Here is an 18,033-nt window from a genome sequence, read left to right as displayed (position 1 = left end):
GGCCGAGGGAGAGTTGTGAACCGCGATGACGAGTAAGCCGTCGCACAACGAGACAGCGTTCTCCGCGTGGACCACGCGGCGCTGGCTGCGAGTGGGCGTGGCGAGCACGCTGGCCGTCTTGGCGGTACTGGGATCCCTGGGTGGCTGGGCCATGTGGCGCACCTCACAGACCACGGCTCTGCTGACGGACCGGCGCTCACCCGCGCTCATCGAGTCCATCCGGGTCGAGGAAGCCCTGGTCAACCAGGAGACCGGCATTCGCGGCTACGGCCTGTCCGGACAGCAGGTCTACCTGCAGCCCTACGCACAGGGAGTGTCCGACCAGAAGGCGGCCATCAAGCGTCTGCGGCCCCTGCTCGGCGACGACGAACGGGCCCTCGACGACCTGGCCCAGGTGGAGAAGCGCATCAGTACCTGGCAGGAGCGAATAGCCCGGCCCGTCTCAGCGGCTTCCCCCAGCCGAGCGGCTCAGATCTCCGCGGCACGTGCTGCCGAGGGCAAGACGACGTTCGACGCACTGCGTCGAGCCATGGCCGACCAACAGGCCCACCTGGAGGACGAACGGACGGCGGCAGTCCGCGACCTGCGACGGGCGGAAACCCTGCGCAACTGGATGTTCGCCATCATCGCCGTGGTCATCGTCATGGTCGCGGGGCTCGTCTTCGAGGGCCTGCGCCGTGGCGTCACCCGGCCCCTGAGCGGTCTCAGCACGGCGGCCCGCGACGTCGCGCAGGGGCGCTTCGACCGTTCCCTCACGGGTGCCGGCCCCGCCGACCTGCGTCGGCTCGCCTCCGACCTGGAGGCCATGCGCCTGCGGTTTGTTGAAGAGCTGCGCTTCGCCGAGGCGGCCCGCACGCTGCTGGACGAGCAGGCGGAGGACCTCAAGCGGTCGAACACGGAACTGGAGCAGTTCGCCTACGTCGCCTCACACGACCTGCAGGAACCGCTGCGCAAGGTATCCAGCTTCACCCAGCTCCTCCAACGCCGTTACGGAGGCCAGCTGGACGAGAAGGCCGACCAGTACATCGCCTTCGCCGTCGACGGCGCCAACCGCATGCAGACCCTCATCAACGACCTGCTGGCCTTCTCCCGGGTCGGCCGCGTCCACAACGACCACCAGACCGTGGATCTCGAAGCGGTGCTGAGCCGGACCCTGGACACGTTGAGCGTGGCCGTGGAGGAGAGCGGCGCCGAGATCACCCACGACACCTTGCCCACCGTCGTCGGAGACCCGACACAGATGGGCATGCTCTGGCAGAACCTGTTGTCCAACGCCATCAAGTTCCGCAGCCCCGACCGGCCTCCGCGCATCCACATCAGCGCCGTGTCCGACGACGGGGTCTGGGAGTTCGCCGTCACCGACAACGGCATCGGCATCGCGCCGGAGTTCCAGGAGAAGATCTTCATCCTCTTCCAGCGACTGCACACCAAGGACGCCTACCCCGGAACCGGGATCGGCCTTGCCATGTGCAAGAAGGTCGTGGAGTTCCACGGCGGCACGATCAGGATCGACCCCGACCACACGCTCGGCACCCGCGTCGTCGTCACCCTTCCCGCCGTGCCGGCCGAGACCGCTGCAACGGCCGACGCGGCCGAGACTGCCTCGACGGAGGATGCCGACAGGAGTCAGACGTGACCGCCCCGGTCGCAGGCCGCCCCGACGGGTCGTACGACCTGTTGCTGGTCGAGGACGACGACGGAGACGCCCTCCTGGTCGAAGAACTCCTCTACGACACCGATCTGCCGCACACGCTCACCCGCTGCCGAACGGCCGCCGACGCGCGCCGCCTGCTCGCCGCGCGCGCCGTCGACTGCGTGCTGCTCGACCTGCACCTGCCGGACGCGTCCGGGGTGGAGACGGTCAAGGCGATCGAGACCGACACCGATGCCGCCATCATCGTTCTGACCGGCCTGGACGAACCCCGCGCCGGAGTCGACGCCCTCGCCGCCGGCGCACAGGACTACCTGATCAAGGGCAAGGTCGAACCCGACCTGATGCAGCGGGCCGTGCGCTACGCCGTCCAGCGAAAGCAGGCCGAACGCGCCAACGCCGCCCTGCAGATCGGCCGCCTGCGCGCCCAGGAGAACGCGCGCCTCGAACGGGGCCTGCTGCCCGAACCGCTCCTGTCCTCCACGACCGTCACCACCTCCAGCCGCTACTACCCCGGGCGGGCACAGGCCTTGCTCGGCGGCGACTTCCTCGACGTCGTCCAGACCGACGACGGACAGGTCCACGCCGTCATCGGGGACGTCAGCGGCCACGGACCCGACGCTGCGGCACTCGGCGTGTGTCTGCGCATAGCCTGGCGCGCACTGACCCTCGGCGGTCACCGCAACCAGCAGCTGCTCCACCTGCTGGAGAAGATCCACATCGCCGAACGTGCGGGCAGCGACCTCTTCACGACCTGCACCCTCATCACCCTCGACCCGGACGAGGCCACCCTCACCCTGCACCTGGCCGGCCACCACGAACCCCTCATGATCACCCCCGACGGGGCCGGCGAGGTCACCGCCGCACACGGAGTCGCGCTGGGCATCGCACCCGGCCTGGGCAAGTGGCCCGCGACCACACTCGCCCTCCCGCCCCGCGGCGCGCTCATCGCCTACACCGACGGCCTCATCGAGGGCTACGCGGGCGACACGACCACCCGGCTCGGCGTGGAGGGCCTCCTCCGCATCATCGACACGCTCAACACCGCGGATCCCGGAGCCCACTTGGACGACCTCATCGCCCGCACCCGCACCCTCAACGCCAGCCGGCACACCGACGACCTCGCCATCCTGCGCCTCGACTGGAACGCCGAGGCGCCTCGTGCCGGGGCGAAGACGCGGGGGAGCGCACCGTAGTCACTCGAAATGAGCTGCGGGCTCGTTGCATGGGCCCGTCAGTCGTGCTTGGCTCGCCCGATGAACTTTCTGCTGACGGCGAGTGGTCTGCGCAACGAGACGCTGCGGGATGCGCTGCGGGACATGCTGGGAAAGCCGTTCGGATCGGCGAACGTCGTGTTCGTGCCCACGGCGTCAGTCGCCGAGCCCGGGGACCACGGGTGGATGGTCGCCGACATGAATCGCCTGCGCGGCCTCGGCTGGCGGCAGTTCGACATCCTTGAACTCAACGGCCTGCCCCGGCAGATGGTGCTCGACCGACTGCTGAACGCCGACGTCATCTACGTCGAGGGCGGCAGCCACTACCACCTCGCCCGCAGCATCACCGGCAACGGCCTGGCCGACGGCTTCCTGCAGGCACTGGAGAACCGGGTCTACGTCGGTGTCAGCGCCGGATCCATGATCTTCAGCCGCCATCTCACCGAGCACTCCGCCGACGTCATCGGCGACACCGCGGACTTGCACGTCCTGGGTGCGACGACCGTGCAACCACCGTTCGGCCTCTTCGACTGGTATCTCAAGCCTCACCTGTACTCGCCCGACTTCCCCGAGCGGGACGATGCCTGGGCTGATCGCATCGTCGCGCGGGCTGACTTCCCGATCTACTTCATCGACGACGAGACGGCCGTTCGCGTCAGGGACGGCAAGGTGGATGTCATTACTGAGGGCCGGTGGCGGTTCCATCCGTGACTCGCGTCCACGGCCACCCCGATGTGTGTTTGCCGCCGGCGCGAGCGGCAACGCGCAGTACATGACTCAATCGAACAGTGGCACGAATCAAGATTCCAAAGCCAAACGAAGCGCAACCACCAAGGCCAGGCAGGCCACGCAGAAGGCGACTGCGCCCGCGTCGCAGGCGGCTGACAAGGCCGCCGAGAAGTCCGGTGACGCGGCCTCAGCAGCCGTGGGCGTAACCGAGCGTGCGGCAGAAACCGGCACCGCTGTCGTGAACAGCGCGGCCGAGCGGGTCAAGGCGGGCCGCCAGGCCGTCATCGACGCCTCGGGACAGGCCGCCGCCTTCGCCAAGACGGCGTGGACGGTGATCGCTCATCGCAGGATCCTGGCCGCCGGTGTGGGTGCCGGCGTGTCGGTCCTGGGCGCCACGTCATACCTGGCGGGCCGCCGGGCGGGCCGCCGTACGCAGGGTCCGATCACGCGTCTGACCGGTGGCCGGATCTGAGGCCACCGGCGAGTCCCGCCAAGGGGTGGGGCCGCCGAGGGCCGCGCAACTCGACCGGCAGCCCTGCGGGATGCGGTCGGACGGCGGGGCACCGCATCGGTGCCCCGCCGTCGGCGCAGCTCAGTCCACGTACCACTTACCGCACTTGGTGATGCCGTCGAACTCCCCACATGCGCGTGCGGCGTAGTTGGAGTTGAAGACGGACTGAGTGCGGCTTCCGGTGTAGGGACCGCACATCTTCCAGCCATCGCGCTTCGCCTGCGCGTCGCTGACGATGCCCTTGAAGTCCGGGAATGAGCGATAGCTGCGGTCGACCCACAGACGGTCGCCGGATTTGCGGCCGGACTTGATCTCCGCGCGGCTGTAACGGTCGAGCGCCGACTCGTTCTGCAACTCGACGCGGCGGCCCCTGAAGTCGAACGAGGCTCCGGACTCGACGGCGCGGAAGACGCCGATGACGCCGATGCCGTCGCAGTCGTCCTCGGTGGCGGAGGCCACCGACGAGGGGACGAAGACCATGGCGCCGCTGCTGATCATCACGGCCAGGGCCGCGACCGCGCGGCCCGTACGAGGCTTCTGCACTTGACTTCCTTCTGAATGACGACGGGTGGGGGGCTACCGCGGCGCTGAACGGGCCGAGACTCCACCGGATGAGGCGCATCGACCTCTCGGTGCCGCTCAGCGCCGTTCCGCGCTGCCCACCGAACACTGCGGCACACGCCTTGCGGAAACCTTGCGAAGTCGAGAGTGCGCTGATCAGGGGTAGGTTGGGGGCCACCCGACCCAGGAGATGTTCCGTGCCCGGCCGCCCCAACGTTCTGTTCGTGACCGATCTCGCCTACGAGGCGCGAGGGCGGCGCTACTGCGACGAGGACATCTTCCTGTCCTCGCGCCTGCGCAACGACTTCGACGTCGCCTTGTGCCATCCGCTGGACACCGCCGCCCTCATGGACGGCTTCGATGCGGTCGTCGTACGCAACAGCGGTCCAGTGGTGCACTACCGGGAGCAATACGACGCCTTCCGGGGCCAGGCCGCAGCGCGCGGCACGCGTGTGTACAACCCGTTGTCCGGCCGGGCCGACATGGTCGGCAAGCAGTACCTGCTGGACCTGACCGCAGCCGGATACCCGGTCATCCCGACCATCGACCGACTCCAGGACCTTGGCCGCCTGCCCGAGACCGACCAGTTCGTGGTCAAGCCGAAGGCAGGAGCGGACTCCATCGGCCTCGGCTTCGTGCCCCGTGAGCGGCTTGCCACCCTCGCTTACGGCGACATCCTGGTCCAGCCGCGCATCGACTTCCGCTACGAGGTGTCCTTCTACTACGTGGACGATGTCTTCCAGTACGCCCTGTACGCGCCCGACCCCGACCGGCGCTGGGTCCTCGAGCCCTACCTGCCCACCGAAGCCGACCTCGACTTCGCCCGCCGCTTCATCGACTGGAACACCCTCGATCACGGCATCCAGCGCGTGGACGCCTGCCGCACCCAGGAAGGCGACCTCCTTCTGGTCGAGCTGGAAGACCTCAATCCGTATCTGTCCCTGGACCACGTCGACGCCCAGACCCGCGACACCTTCGTCACCAGCATGACGACCTCCCTCCACCGGTTCCTGGGGACCCCCACCCACCCCTGAGACGCCGTCGGCGCATCGGACGCTTCGACGGTCATGGAAAGGGTGGCACCCGCCCCTGCGCGCCCCTACGTTCAGGCGTCGTGAAAACGGCCGCTCGAAGGGCAGGGCACATGCTGAAGCAGTTGAACAAACGGCTCGCGTCCCGTCGCGCCGCCGCATCGGTCGGCGCAGTGACGCTCGCTGCGGCCGCGGTCTGCGCGGTCGCCACGCCGGCGTCGGCCGCGGGCTGGGCCTGCGACCACGACGGGCACACCGTGTGGTGCGCATCCGTGACCGGCATCTCGGCCGGTTCCTACCTGGCCTCCCACAACGGGCCGACCTACGCCTCAGGCACGACCGGACACCGCTACCACAACGGCGACACCATGATGCTCGCGTGCTGGACCACGGGGGACGGTGACGCGGACGGCCACGGTGACCACTACTGGTTCGCGCTCGACTTCGACAGCGACAGCGGTTTCATCAACGACTGGTACGTGACGACCGGATCACCATCCCAATGGAAGCCGCACGTCCCCCAGTGCCGCTGATGAACCTCACTTCGTCAGGAGACTTCGCATGCGTCGCATACTTCTCGCACTGCTGGCCTGTCTCGGGCTGACCGCGCCCGTGGCCCTCGCAGCGGCGGTGCCCGCGTCCGCGTCCGCGCATTCCGTGCAGACCGTCGCCTGCAATTCGGGCTATGTCTGCATCTACAAGGGCGATATCTGGGACGGCAGTTCCAACCACCCGAAGGTCTACAACCTCTACTACTACGGCACGTACAACGTGCAGAACCTCGTCGGCGAGTACACCGTGGTGAACTGCCAGACCGGCGGCGCGCGGGTGCAGGGATGGACCGGATACAACGCCACGGGCAGCGTTGCCTGGGACATCGGCAACAACTGCTCCACGGGGCTGTGGATAGACCTCACTCCCACGAACTCGGTGCGGTTGTACGCCTGACTTCGCTGCACCCGCGGGCCCGTCAGCACCCTGACGGGCCCGCGCATGGAGGCGGGCGGCTTCACCAGATCAGGCACCAGTAGTTCCCCGCGTTGCCGATACCGATACGGCTCACGGGGGGTACGAGGCTGGGGTCGGGCGAACCTACCGCGGCCAGGGAGCATGCGGGGTCGCCGACGATCTGGGCCAGGGCCATGCGCTGTGCGGCGGCGACAGCGGCAGGGGACGTGTACCAGGTGGTGGTGACCGGCCCACTGCTTTCCGGGGGAGGCGTTGACGTCGACGGGCTGGGGCGTGGAGCCGAGGCGGTCGACGTCGGTCGCGTCGTGGTCTCGGAGGGACGCGTCGTCGGCTGAGCGCGTGTGGGCGTAGGGGACGTGCCTGTCGGCGACGGTGGCTGGGTGGTATGCGGGACGACCGCCGTCGGGTGGGCCGGCCGGCGGTCCGTGGAAGGCACCGGTTCGGGAGAGTGGGATGTGGTGCTCGCGGTCGGTCTGGGTGTCGCCGACGGTGTCGAAGGCGCCGAGGTGGGGGTGCGCGACTGCTCGGGTGTCTCCGTCGGTCCCGCTCTTGATGGAGACACGCTCGGAGCCGTCGCCGCTGATTCGGGGGCGTTCCCGTTCCCGCCCGATTCCAGCAGCAGCCACGTTCCGGTGCCGCCGATAACCAGAACGGCGGCACCGCCCACTATCCACGGGGCCTTCCGCCGCGGGCGTCGGTGACGGCTCATGGTTTCACTGTCGCATTGCCGCGGTGATCCCGCAGTGGTACGGATTCGGAGGCTCGACCGTGCTCCTGCGCGCAGGCCGAAGATGATCACGCGTGGCGGGGTCCACGAGGAGTGTGTGACCGCCTCTCGGATGCCGGCGAACCGCAGCTCGGGTTGCGCTCCAGCCGGCCCCGCCTGCCGAGGAGACCGCCACCGCCCCGCGTAGGCCGTTGTGCGTATATGCGCCGAAAGAAGAGACGGAACACCCGAGGGACGGGAAGCGTCGGTACATCCCTCGGCAGGCACTCTGACCGCCGTACGCAGCGATGGAGGGCTCACGCATGACGACGAATCGCCTGGAGGAGTTCGAGCTCGACTGCATCAGTGGAGTCGACCCTTCGTTTGAAGTCCCGGCGCGCGCGTTCCTGCGCCGGATCGGGCGGTCTCGGCTCTTCGACGAGCTGATCCGTCCGGCCCTGGACGAAGGGTCCGCACTCGTCGCCGTGGCTCAGCGAACTCGCCCGTGGCCGCCCTGGGGCATCGGGGCCCGCACCATCTCGGCGATGGAGATCGCCGTTCCCCGGGCTGAAGGAACCGCCGGGCTCACCAGTGTCCTGGCCGTCGCGGAGGAGAGCACCGAGATCGGTCTCCTGTCTGCCGTGCACGCGACACTGCTCGATGGCCTGGCCGAGCGTGGAGTCGAACGCGTCCATCTGACCGTTCGGGAGGGGGCCGTATTCGGCGAGTGGCTGGTCGCTCGTGCGGGATTCGAGCGGAGCGACAGCCTGGTCCTCACCGAGCACTCCCGGTATTGGCTGCACGACGCCCCGATCGCTGAGCACCGGCGGGCCCTCGGCCTCGAGGGGGTCGACGTCGACGACCTTCTGACCGGTGGCGTCCTGAAGGGGGACGCCTACGCGGCTGCCGCTCTGTACCTTCTCGGAGTCGCCCAGGCACTCGGACCCTCCTGGGACGAGCAGCTCACCGCCGGCGAGATCATCGCGAACACCGGCCCCGGCATGGTCGCGGCGTGCCTGCCGCCCGGCGGGCCTCCCGCCGTGGAGCGGTAGCGTTCCATGGGCAGCGTCGACATCGTGATCCGCAGCCATGCCAAGGACTTCGCCTGGCTGCGGCATTGCCTGGCGGGTGTACGCCGCTGGTGCACCGGCTTCCGTGACGTCGTCGTGGTGGTCCCGCGCAGGTGCGAGCACAGGCTTGCCCGATACGGCATCGAGGCCGACCGCATCGTCCTGTGCTCCGACTACGCCGACGACTATCTGGGCCAGCAAGTGACCAAAACACTGGCCGACACCTTCACGGACGCGGACTTCATCGCCCACCTCGACTCGGATTGTGTCGTGCGCCGCCCCCTCACCCCTGCCGACCTGGTCGACGATGCGGGACGCCCGCGACTCCTGTACACCCCCGGCGAGCACTTCCGCCGTGGCGCCCCATGGCAAGCGGCCACCGAACGCTTCCTGGGCCGGCCGGTCACCTGCGACTACATGCGCCGCCAGCCACTGGTGTACCCACGGTGGATCTACCCGGACCTGCGCGAGCACGCTGTGCGCCGACACGGCGTGGAGCTGGCGGAGTACATCATGGCCCAGCCGCCTCTGGGCTTCTCCGAATTCAATGCGATGGGCGCCTACGCGCATGAGCGCCACCGCGACGCCTTCGCATGGACTGTGCACCCGAGCTCGACCTACGACGAGACATGGACGCGGGTCTTCTGGAGTTGGTCCGGCATCACCCCGGCCGTCGAACATGAACTGCGCGTACTCGGCCGTGCGGCGGCCAGGACTGAGGACAAGGATGCCTTCGCCGATCCGTGATGTCGTCGTCTGGGAGTCCGTACTCGCCCCGCCGCTCCTCGACGCCCTGACCCACAGCATGCAGGCCGCCGATGGGCGTCCGGCCGACGTCCGCGCGCCCACAGGCCTCCGGGTCGATCCGCATATCCGGCGGACCAGCAGGGTTCAGGTGCCGCAGGCCCTGTCGGAAAACGTCCGACTCTGCTTCCAAGGCCTGCACGACAGGCTCGAGGAGCGGTTCGGCCTGCGGTTGAGTGGCTGCGAGGCACCGCAGTTCCTCCGGTACGAGCGGGGCGACCGCTTCGTGCCACACGCCGACGTCTCCGAGACACAGGCTCGTCGGCCCGTGGGGCGAAGGGTGACAGCGGTCCTGCACGTCGCGCAGGCAGCCGCAGTCCGGGACAATGGCCCTGCCCATGAAAGGACAGAGGCGACGGCAGCACACGGCAACCTGACCTTCTTCGACACGTCACCGACCACCACCTGGCAGACCTGCCGTAAGAAGATCTCCTTCCCTCCCGGATCCGTGATCGCCTTCCCCGCCGACCTCGTGCATGAAGTGCCACCGGTACGGGTCGGTCCCCGCCTGACGGTGGTCACCTGGTTCTGGAACGGCTGACAGGTCGGCCGCGGACCGGGTCGTGCCGCAATCCTGTACGTGTACGTCGTCCGGCCCTGCACTCAGCCGCGCTCCGCCACCGCCACCCGCCCCGACCTCAACGATGACCGTCCCCGTGCCGGGCCGCCGAGACGCTGCGCGAAGGCGAGGAGGGGGTCGTCCGTAACCACTCGGAGGTCGTGCTCGGCGAGCAGTGCCGCCATCCGCTCCGGCCTCCACAGCGACAGCCACGGCTCGCCCGAGGTGAGGGAACTGCCGAGCACGCGTGTCAGCAGCCTCCCCGCGGCCGCCTTCACCGACGGGGCCTGGTAGTTGACGATGAGTGTGCTGCCCGAGGCCGACCGGGTGGCGAGTGCGGCCACGGTGGCGCGTACGTGCTCGCGTGTGAGGTACGGAACCACGCCCTCCCACAGCCAGGTCGTCGGCGCGGTCGGATCGTGGCCGGCGGCGTCCAGTGCCGCGCCCAGGTCGACGACGGCGAAATCGACCGGCGTGAACCGCACGGCGCGCGCGACGGCCCGCAGTTCGCTGTCGGGGTGCGGGTACTCCTCCGGCCCGCGCTGCGTCAGGCGGGCGCGTTTGTCGTGTTGTGAGGCCGGATGGTCGACCTCCCACACATCCGTGCGCGCGAGCTCCGCCAGCCGCCACGCCCTGGTGTCCAAACCCGCGCCGAGGATCACCAGTTGGCCGGTCACGCGGGCGCGCAGAGCGTCGTCGATCGCGACCGTACGGGGGACGACGACCTCCGCACACGCCCGCACACTCTCGTACGTCACGCGCGCCTGCCAGCCCTGTGGCGGTGTGCCCGCGCGCACTTGGTCCACGGTCGTACGCTCCGCGTCGCGCAGCAGCCGTACCGCCACGGGATCGGAGAACTGCCCCACGGCAGCCCTCCCGTCCGCGACCGCCCGCCCCTGACAGACCAGCACCGCCGTACGGCTCGCCGCGCGTCCACTGGGATTCATGGAGGGCATTCAACACCCCGTGAGCACGCTATGCTTGATCTCGAACCGAGCGCCCAACTCCGGGCCTTCGGGCGCGCGTTGGTGGTCCAAGGAAAGACGCCCCGCTTCCTGCGGGGAAATGCAGGTGCAAGGCCTGCCCGGCGCTCCACTGTACGAGCCTCATCCCGCCGTCACCGGGATGGGGCTCGCGCTGTTCTGTCGGACTGGGCGACCGAGTGGGTGCCGCCCCTGTCAGGTCGTCGATCCGCCGCTGCCGGGGTCGATGAGCCATGCCACGAGGGTTCTCCAGCGGTCGGGTTGGTCGGTGTCTCGCGGTCCGACGAGGTAGATCTCCTCGACGAGGTCCTGGGCTCGCAGGCCGTTGCGCGAGGCAAAGGCGCCCAGGGCGCTGTAGGTGAGGTCGATGTCGTCGTGCGGGCCGCGGTGGGTGGCAACGGCCGCGGTCCGCTGGGGGAGTCGGAGCACCTTCACAGTGGACGGCGCTTCCGGTGGCAGGGGTGCTTCGGCGGGGAGATAGACGGTGGCGCGGCCGTGCCCGTCGGTGAAGAGGGTGTGCTGGTAGCGGCCGCCAGGAGGCAGCACCGGGCGGTCGCCGACGGCTGCGTCCAGGTCGTTCATGGCGGTGTCGTACCAGCTCAGGTCGGTTCCGGGCGGGATGTCGAGAGTCACCGCAAGGACACGTTGCGGCGGAAGGACCTCGAGGCTCACGGTTCGCTCTGCCTGTGGGTCCAGGAGTTCCCGTAGCGCCTCGACCGCTCGCTGGGTCTGGCCGAGTCGGTCTTCGAGCCGGCGGAGATGGGCGGCGACGATCTGCTGTGCCGCATGGCTTTCTTCGTCCGTTCCTCCGGACCGGGTCAGGAGGAACTCCCGGACGTCTGCCAGCGGGAGGTCGAGTTCGCGCAGCCGCCTGATGGTCAGTGCGGGCCGGATCTGCGCGGGGGTGTAGTAGCGGTAGCCGGTGGCGGGGTCGACCTCTGCGGGGACGAGGAGTTCCTGTTCGTGGTACCGGCGGAGGGTGCGGATGCTCAGGTGAGTGATCCGGGAAAACTCTCCGATGGTCCATCGCTCCGCCATGCCGTCCTCCTCGTCGTCCACGTCCGGCCCTCCCGAGGCCTCGATATCAGGGTGTGATGTCCAGCAGTGTGATCTTCCCCTGTGTGTTGCGTTCGAAGGCGAAGCGCAGGGCGACCGGGCTGCCGGGGAAGTCGCCGGACACCTCCGCGACGGCCGTGCAGGCGGCTGCTGTGCCGGTGACGTCGTGGAGGTCGTAGCGTACGGGCGGTACCTCGGCGCGCCAGCGGCGTACCGCTGTGAGCCCTTGGTGGCTATGGCCGTCGTCGTGCACGACGACATCGTCGTCGAAGAGCGCGAAGTACCGCTCGCGGTCAGGGGCGATGGCCGCGACGAAATACTCCTTGGCGAACTCCTGAGCGTCCTGCATGGTCTTCTCCCATGGTGTGAAGAGGTTGCTGGTCAGAGGGTGCGGACGGTGCCGCCGTCGATGATGTGCTCGGCACCGGTGATCGCACTCGCCCGGTCCGAGACCAGGAAGGCGATCAGCTCGGCCACCTCTTCCGGCTCGGCGGGCCGCCCCAGCGGGATACCGCCGAGAACCTGCGTCAGATCGTCGAGGGCGGTCTCGCGGGTGATGCCGCCCTCGCTCATCCGGCGTGCGAGGAGTCGCTCGGCACCGTCGGTGCGGATGAAGCCCGGAGCGACCGAGTTGACCCGCACACCGCTGGGCGCCACTTCATTGGCGAGGCCTTTGCTGTACGTGGCCAGGGCGCTTTTGGCTGCGGCGTACGCCAGCGTCGAGTCGTGCAGCGGCATCCGGCGCTGGATCGAGGTCACATGCACTACGGCACCGAACCCGCGGGAGGTCATCCCGGGCACCAGCGAGCGGTCCAGCCGGACTGCGGAGAACAGGTTGAGGGCAAGTTCCTCCGCCCACGTCCCGTCCTCCAGAGCCGCATAGCCGCCGGCCGGGGCGCGGGAGCCGCCTGTGACGTGCACGAGGACGTCCGGCACACCGATGAGCTCGGCCACTGCCGCAGCCGCCGACGCGGTCCCCCCGGGGGGTGCTCAGGTCGGCCTGAACGAAGAGCGGGTCGGTCGTCTCCGGCGGCGTACGGGCGATGGTGACCACCTCCGCCCCGCCCTCCCGGAGCCGGCGTGCTGTCGCCAGCCCGGTTCCCCTGCTGCCGCCCGCCACCACGGCGCGACGTCCGTCGAGATCGTTGCTGTTCATGCCGCGACCTTGGACCCTCTCGCGGGGAGAGGGTCAAGACGTGGCTTGAGGGACCTTCTCCCTTTCCAAGCCTGACCACCCAACCCGCCCCCCGTATCCAGGCTGCACGTGTGTTCTGTCAGAATCAGGCGGCAGTGGTTGGGGGGAGCCCGGATGACGACGATCGACGATTACCAGCGGAGCTGCGAGCAGCTGTTCGTGGCTGGCGGAAACGCGGCCGTGAGGCGCGCCGCGCAGGAGGGCCTGGACGAGCTCGGTCCCCACCCTGATCTCTACAGCTGGTTGGCCCTTGGGCACGCCGCCGAGGACGACGACGACCACGACGACCTCGCGGAGGAAGCCTTCCAGGCGGGGCTTGCTCTCGACAGGGACCACCTGGGACTTCTGGCCGGCTACGCCGAACTGTGCCTGCGTGCGGACTCCTTCGAGTACCCGGGACGGGCCGCACGAGCTGGCGCCGCGGTCCGCCGAGGCCGACCGGCTTGCCGCCGCCGAACGCTGGGCCCGGCGAGGCTACTGGGACGATTTGAGGATGAGAGCGGCGGCCGCCCGTACGGTCATGGGCCGCGACACCCAGGCACAGGCGCGTGCCCTCGCCGAGGATCTCCGCCAGGGCGGCGACGCCGCCACCCGGGACGTGAAGACCGAGGACCGCGACGCCGTCGTACGCGCGGCGACACTCAAGGCACTGTCCGGGCCGTGGAACGCCCCCGTGCGCCTGTTGGGCAGGCATCGCACGGCTGCCTGGGCCCTCAGCGGCATCCTGTGTTTCCTGACCAACACGATCCTGCGCCAGAGCGGAGTCATCAGCTCCGTCAGCGCGTGGGGCTTCCTCTGGTGCCTTCCGGTACTCATCGTCGACCGCCGTTTCGCCGCTGTACGCAAGGAGGCCGAGGCCCAGCACATCGCCGCCCTCGAGGCGGCGCTCGCCGAGCGGCGCTGACTTGACCTCCTTACAGCTGGTCCCCCCTGTCGGCGGCTTTCGGAGGATGCGTTCCGCCACCGTCCTTGATGTCCTGGTCACAGGTTCGTCGGTCGTGGGACTGGTCATTGGGGATCAAGAGCACTTCGGTTACCTGCTCGGGGTGTTCGACGGTAAGCCAGTCATCGCCCGTGAGGGCACCGTCCGGCTCGGCCCACCCTCCGGACGCATAGATCGTCTGACACCCCAGCGCCACGCGCTCACTGTCTACTGCGCATGCGTCGACGCCGGGGCCGGATGTCTCGTCGGCGCCGTCGAAGCGGTAACGGAAGTGGACCTTGTCGCCTTCGGCGGGCACCTGCGGGTGGGGCTCGAGGCGCCAGCCGACGACCTCGGCGGTGACGCCGAGAGGTCGCCCTGACGTGTCCTCGACCTCTACTCTGACACCGGCCTCACCGCGTTCCGCAGTCGTGTCGGTGCAGCCCCAGTGGGAAGAGCAGCCCGACAGGGCAAGAATCACCAGAACCGCGGGGGCACCGGCAGGTATCCGTGCGGGTAACACTTGAGATGACCTCCATTAAGGCGCCGTCGTCCTGAAGGAGCTGATCACGTACAGAGCCTCGTCGTCTATCGCGTTCTTGTCCCAGTCCAAGGTGATGCGCAAGGGCTGCCCGTCGGCCGCGTACTCGGCTTCCGCGGTGTCCGCTTCGTCACTGCGGGCCTTGGCCAGCCTCTTCAACAGATCCCCGACCGTGGGGACTTCGCCGAGCAGATCGTGTGCCTGTCGCCGACTGTCCTTGTCGAGCCCCACCGCCTGCACCACCTTGCCGTCGCGGACCTTCACCCGGAAGGTTCCCGCCAGGACCTGGGTGGCCGAGGTCAGCGTGTAGTCGTACGACTCGGGCTCCTGCCACGAAGTCGTACTGGGCGCGGTGGCGTTCTTCAGGTCACCGGAGCCACACGCGGCGGTCGCGCACAACACCGCCCCGACCAGCATGGTGGCGGAAACAAAACCAGTTCGGGGACGACGCCCGGCAGACGCAAGCATGATGGCCCTTTCGAAGACGGTTACGACTACGACGCCGGCCGGTCCGTGGAGGTTCGGACCGGCCGGCGTCGCTGCCGCATTCCGCGTCGATCAGCTCGGAGCAGACCGTCCGCTCCATTGCCCCCCAGACTCGCTCTCTGACACCGGCCGGCCCTGGTGGCGGTTCGTGCCGGGACCGTCAGAAGGCCGACAGTGTGAGCGTGAAGCCGGTCGGCTTGGTGTCCTGGATGTAGGAGGCGAAGTCCGCGACGTCGTCGAACGCGAAGCCGTAGGCCTTGCCGTCCTTTGTCGCCGCGTGGATCGCCTTGGCGTAGTGGTTGGTGAGGTCGCCCTGGTAGAAGGTGGCGGGGTCGGTGGAGGGCTGGGCGGTGTCGGTGAGCAGTGTCGAGCGGTTGAAGCCCGCCCCCAGGACGGCGGCGACGGGGCCGGTGGTCCCGTCGTTGGGCGCGGCGAGGTTGCCGTCGCAGAAGAGGACGTCGCGGGTCGAGGGCTTGGCGAAGGACACGGAGGCCGGCCCGTCGAAGGTGAAGCGGTCACCGCGCACCCGGCCGGTGAACGTGCCGGCGTTGGTGGTGACCTTGAGGTCCTTGCCGGTGTAGGTGCTCCACACTTCGTCGATGTAAGGGGCGAGGTAGTCCGTGGCGAAGAGGCCCGCGTCCAGGCCGTGGCCGGGAGCGATGATGCGGGTGTCGTCCACGACCAGTCGCGAGAACTCCTCGACCTGCTTGACGGCGGCGAAGGCGGCGGCTCGCCCGCCGTCACGCAGGACTCCCGTCGTCTGGTCCTTGTCACCGGTGAGGCGGATACTCATCGGCACGCTGAACATGTCGACCATTGTGCAACCGACGATGATCGTTTACGCCTGGGGCGCGGTCTTCTGCTTGAGGCGTTCGTAAGGCGTCTGGCCGCCGAGGCCGCCGTGCGGGCGATGGTAGTTGTAGTAGTCCTCCCACTCGCGCAGCTTGTCGTTGAAGACCTCGGCGTCGTCGATGATGACGCCCTCCAGGAGCCGGTAGAACTCCTCTCCGTCGATCCGGTGGGAGCGTTCGACCTTCCCGTTGAGCCGCGGTGTGCGGGGCTTTATGTAGGCGTGGCCGATGCCTTTGTCGAGCACGTGGAAGTGGAAGGCTGACTGGAACTCGGCTCCGTTGTCGGTCTGGATCACCTCCACCTGGAACGGCAGCCTCTGCAGGACGTAGTCGACGAACTGGATGGCAGTGGCCTGGTTAAGGGTCGGATAGATCTTCAGGACCCGCAGCCGGGTGCAGTCGTCGATCGCCGTGAACTGGTAGTACTTGTTGCGGCCGCCGCGCCGGCCCTGGGGCATGGAGGCCAGCGGCTCGATGAACTTCACGTCGATCTGCACCCGGTGGCCGGGCAGTTGCTTCTCGTAGCGCTTCCACCGGCGGTCGTGCCGCTTGTAGCGCTGGGAGGCCGGCAGGCGGCCCATGTCCAGGCGCTTGAGGATCCGCCACACGCCCGATTTGCTGATCGTGACGTCGTGGTACCGCTTGAGGTACATCGCGATCTTCTCGGGCCCGAAGTGGTAATTCTGCCGGAGATAGATGATCTTCCCGACGACCTCGACGTGCGTGGCGTTCGGGCTGTGCTTGGGCGCCTTCGAGCGAGTGCGCAGCCCCTCGATGCCCTCCGCCTGGTAGCGGCGATACCAGATGTAGTACGCCTGCCGACTGACGCCGAAGTACCGGCAACTCATGGCGACGTTGCCGGTGACCTCTTCGACATGGCGTATGACGGCCAGGCGCCGCTTGGCCTCGCGATCGAGCGGGGGTGTCTTCGACATGTGGATCTCCTAGTGATCGGAGACCCAGGTGTCAACGATGATCGGCAGTTTTAGAGTGCGGGTGGTCCCGCTGGTCGCTCCGGAGTCGGAGGTGGTGACATGGACGTAGTCGACGGTCATCGTCTGCGGGAAAGAGGTGTTGGCGTCGGGGCTGCCGGGCCAGTCACCGCCGACCGCGAAGTTCAGGATGATGAAGAACGGGTGGTCGTAGACCCACTTGTACCCGCCCACATCGGCGGGGGTGCGGGTCTCGTACGCATGGCCGTCCACGGACCACTTGATCGCGGTGGGGCTCCAGTCGACGGCGAAGACGTGGAAGTCGTCGGCGAATGACTTGCCGTTCAGCAGGGTGTACGCGGCACCGATGCCGCCCGAGCCGGAGTAGCCGGGGCCGTGGATCGTGCCGTGGACGGTGCCGGGCTCGTTGCCGACGTTCTCCATGATGTCGATCTCGCCGCTGTTCGGCCAGCCGGCGCTGCCGAGGTCGTCGCCCAGCATCCAGAACGCCGGCCAGACACCCTGGCCCCGCGGCACCTTGATGCGGGACTCGAAGTGGCCGTACTTCTGGGTGAAGGTCTTGGCCGTGTTCAGCCGTGCCGACGTGTACTGGCAGGTGCCGTACCAGCACTGCAGGCCCGGGTCGGTGTTCTTGCGGGCGGTGATGACCAGGTTGCCGTTGCCGTCGAGCGCGGCATTGCCGGTGCTGTTCGTGTAGTACTGCAACTCGTGGTTGCCGTTGCCTCCGCCACCCGTCTCCAGGGTCCATTTCGAGGAGTCCGGCGCGCTGCCCGCGGCGCCGTTGAAGTCCTCGGACCATGTCTGCGCCGCGGCGGCGTTCGCGCGGTTCGTGGCCGGACCGGATGTGTTGAAGAGGATGGCGCAGGCGAGGGCGGCGGTGGTCAGCAGCACCAGCCCTCCGAACGACCATCGGCGTGCGCGATGAGCTGCCATGCGGGTAACACACCTCGTTCGTGGGGAAGTTCGCGTCGGGCGGCGGACGGCGCGTGTGGAGCGCGCAGGCAGACTGCGTTTGAGAGCGCTCTCTCTTGTGCGCCGGGTGCCGCCGGTGGGCCATGACGATACGCACGATCAATGGCCCTGCCAACCGGAACGCCGAACCTCAAATCGCTCTGACCTGCGACTACTTGGAAGCGTGGGGGAGAGTGAAGAACGCTTAATTCGCGTTTAAACCACGCTTAAGGCGCCGGGCGCAGACCGTGATCTCTATGTCCAGGATGCCTTCTTGCCGCTGTAGCAGC

At 68.4% G+C, this 18,033-nt stretch carries 19 protein-coding genes and 3 pseudogenes; 11 read left to right on the top strand and 11 right to left on the bottom strand.

Annotated features, from left to right (window positions below; genetic code table 11):
• Positions 1-25 precede the first annotated feature (25 nt).
• Genes FBY22_RS21005 through FBY22_RS20990 form a run of 4 tightly spaced genes read left to right on the top strand, consistent with a single transcriptional unit; the run spans position 26 to position 4,066 of the window.
• Positions 26-1,636, top strand: a complete 1,611-nt coding sequence (locus FBY22_RS21005) for an ATP-binding protein (RefSeq protein WP_142148203.1) — start codon at positions 26-28, stop codon at positions 1,634-1,636.
• Positions 1,633-2,847, top strand: coding sequence for a PP2C family protein-serine/threonine phosphatase (locus FBY22_RS21000; protein WP_142148201.1), 1,215 nt, complete (start codon positions 1,633-1,635; stop codon positions 2,845-2,847). The genes FBY22_RS21005 and FBY22_RS21000 overlap by 4 nt, the downstream gene beginning before the upstream one ends.
• Positions 2,848-2,907: 60 nt before the next feature.
• Complete coding sequence (locus FBY22_RS20995) at positions 2,908-3,576, top strand: Type 1 glutamine amidotransferase-like domain-containing protein (protein WP_142152425.1); 669 nt, start codon at positions 2,908-2,910, stop codon at positions 3,574-3,576.
• 25 nt (positions 3,577-3,601) lie between these two features.
• Positions 3,602-4,066 carry a hypothetical protein gene (locus FBY22_RS20990; protein ID WP_142148199.1) on the top strand — a complete coding sequence of 155 codons (465 nt, stop codon included), beginning with the start codon at positions 3,602-3,604 and terminating at the stop codon, positions 4,064-4,066.
• A gap of 120 nt (positions 4,067-4,186) precedes the next feature.
• Here the strand turns inward: FBY22_RS20990 and FBY22_RS20985 are convergent, their stop codons facing one another.
• Complete coding sequence (locus tag FBY22_RS20985; RefSeq protein WP_142148197.1) at positions 4,187-4,648, bottom strand: hypothetical protein; 462 nt, start codon at positions 4,646-4,648, stop codon at positions 4,187-4,189.
• Positions 4,649-4,863: 215 nt separating this feature from the next.
• On the opposite strand from FBY22_RS20985, the gene FBY22_RS20980 reads away from it, so the two are divergent.
• The 3 genes from FBY22_RS20980 to FBY22_RS20970 all read left to right on the top strand — a co-directional run bounded on the left by FBY22_RS20980 (position 4,864) and on the right by FBY22_RS20970 (position 6,645).
• Positions 4,864-5,700 carry a hypothetical protein gene (locus FBY22_RS20980; protein ID WP_142148195.1) on the top strand — a complete coding sequence of 279 codons (837 nt, stop codon included), beginning with the start codon at positions 4,864-4,866 and terminating at the stop codon, positions 5,698-5,700.
• Between the two features lie 110 nt (positions 5,701-5,810).
• Positions 5,811-6,230 carry a hypothetical protein gene (locus FBY22_RS20975; protein WP_142148193.1) on the top strand — a complete coding sequence of 140 codons (420 nt, stop codon included), beginning with the start codon at positions 5,811-5,813 and terminating at the stop codon, positions 6,228-6,230.
• A 28-nt stretch (positions 6,231-6,258) separates the two neighbouring features.
• Positions 6,259-6,645, top strand: a complete 387-nt coding sequence (locus FBY22_RS20970; protein ID WP_142148191.1) for a hypothetical protein — start codon at positions 6,259-6,261, stop codon at positions 6,643-6,645.
• Between the two features lie 61 nt (positions 6,646-6,706).
• On the opposite strand, the gene FBY22_RS45240 is transcribed toward FBY22_RS20970, so the two are convergent.
• The gene (locus tag FBY22_RS45240; RefSeq protein ID WP_260845035.1) at positions 6,707-6,841 is read right to left on the bottom strand and encodes a hypothetical protein; all 135 of its coding nucleotides are present in this window, start codon (positions 6,839-6,841) and stop codon (positions 6,707-6,709) included.
• A gap of 854 nt (positions 6,842-7,695) precedes the next feature.
• Here FBY22_RS45240 and FBY22_RS20965 point away from each other — a divergent pair.
• The 3 genes from FBY22_RS20965 to FBY22_RS43965 are packed head-to-tail and all read left to right on the top strand — an operon-like array spanning position 7,696 to position 9,787.
• The gene (locus FBY22_RS20965; RefSeq protein WP_142148189.1) at positions 7,696-8,424 is read left to right on the top strand and encodes a hypothetical protein; all 729 of its coding nucleotides are present in this window, start codon (positions 7,696-7,698) and stop codon (positions 8,422-8,424) included.
• Positions 8,425-8,430: 6 nt separating this feature from the next.
• The gene (locus tag FBY22_RS43970; RefSeq protein ID WP_160159922.1) at positions 8,431-9,189 is read left to right on the top strand and encodes a hypothetical protein; all 759 of its coding nucleotides are present in this window, start codon (positions 8,431-8,433) and stop codon (positions 9,187-9,189) included.
• A gap of 58 nt (positions 9,190-9,247) precedes the next feature.
• Entirely contained in the window at positions 9,248-9,787 is a 540-nt protein-coding gene (locus FBY22_RS43965) for a 2OG-Fe(II) oxygenase (RefSeq protein ID WP_160159921.1), read from the top strand.
• A gap of 62 nt (positions 9,788-9,849) precedes the next feature.
• Here the strand turns inward: FBY22_RS43965 and FBY22_RS20955 are convergent, their stop codons facing one another.
• From FBY22_RS20955 to FBY22_RS20940, 4 genes and pseudogenes are all read right to left on the bottom strand, one after another.
• On the bottom strand, positions 9,850-10,752 hold the full coding sequence (locus FBY22_RS20955; RefSeq protein WP_142148185.1) for a class I SAM-dependent methyltransferase: 903 nt from the start codon (positions 10,750-10,752) through the stop codon (positions 9,850-9,852).
• A gap of 231 nt (positions 10,753-10,983) precedes the next feature.
• On the bottom strand, positions 10,984-11,847 hold the full coding sequence (locus FBY22_RS20950) for a MerR family transcriptional regulator (RefSeq protein ID WP_260845034.1): 864 nt from the start codon (positions 11,845-11,847) through the stop codon (positions 10,984-10,986).
• A gap of 25 nt (positions 11,848-11,872) precedes the next feature.
• Positions 11,873-12,193 (bottom strand): nuclear transport factor 2 family protein, encoded by a 321-nt coding sequence (locus FBY22_RS20945; protein ID WP_142148183.1) that lies wholly within the window; start codon positions 12,191-12,193, stop codon positions 11,873-11,875.
• A gap of 32 nt (positions 12,194-12,225) precedes the next feature.
• Positions 12,226-13,000, bottom strand: a pseudogene (locus tag FBY22_RS20940) (SDR family oxidoreductase).
• Positions 13,001-13,532: 532 nt separating this feature from the next.
• Between FBY22_RS20940 and FBY22_RS45235 the strand changes: the two are divergent.
• On the top strand, positions 13,533-13,943 hold the full coding sequence (locus FBY22_RS45235) for a hypothetical protein (RefSeq protein ID WP_260845033.1): 411 nt from the start codon (positions 13,533-13,535) through the stop codon (positions 13,941-13,943).
• Positions 13,944-13,953: 10 nt separating this feature from the next.
• On the opposite strand, the gene FBY22_RS20930 is transcribed toward FBY22_RS45235, so the two are convergent.
• From FBY22_RS20930 to FBY22_RS20910, 5 genes and pseudogenes are all read right to left on the bottom strand, one after another.
• Entirely contained in the window at positions 13,954-14,484 is a 531-nt protein-coding gene (locus FBY22_RS20930) for a hypothetical protein (RefSeq protein ID WP_174267227.1), read from the bottom strand.
• Positions 14,485-14,499: 15 nt separating this feature from the next.
• Complete coding sequence (locus FBY22_RS20925; protein WP_260845032.1) at positions 14,500-14,919, bottom strand: DUF6174 domain-containing protein; 420 nt, start codon at positions 14,917-14,919, stop codon at positions 14,500-14,502.
• Between the two features lie 229 nt (positions 14,920-15,148).
• Positions 15,149-15,808: pseudogene (locus FBY22_RS20920) on the bottom strand (beta-1,3-glucanase family protein); the annotation flags it as partial.
• 18 nt (positions 15,809-15,826) lie between these two features.
• Entirely contained in the window at positions 15,827-16,774 is a 948-nt protein-coding gene (locus FBY22_RS20915; RefSeq protein WP_142142488.1) for an IS481 family transposase, read from the bottom strand.
• 54 nt (positions 16,775-16,828) lie between these two features.
• Positions 16,829-17,725 (bottom strand): annotated as a pseudogene (locus FBY22_RS20910) (family 16 glycosylhydrolase); the annotation flags it as partial.
• Positions 17,726-18,033 lie beyond the last annotated feature (308 nt).

The organism is Streptomyces sp. SLBN-31 (assembly GCF_006715395.1).
Lineage (GTDB): Bacteria > Actinomycetota > Actinomycetes > Streptomycetales > Streptomycetaceae > Streptomyces.
Note: the sequence above shows the minus strand (reverse complement) of the source record. Positions and strands in the feature narration are given on the sequence as shown.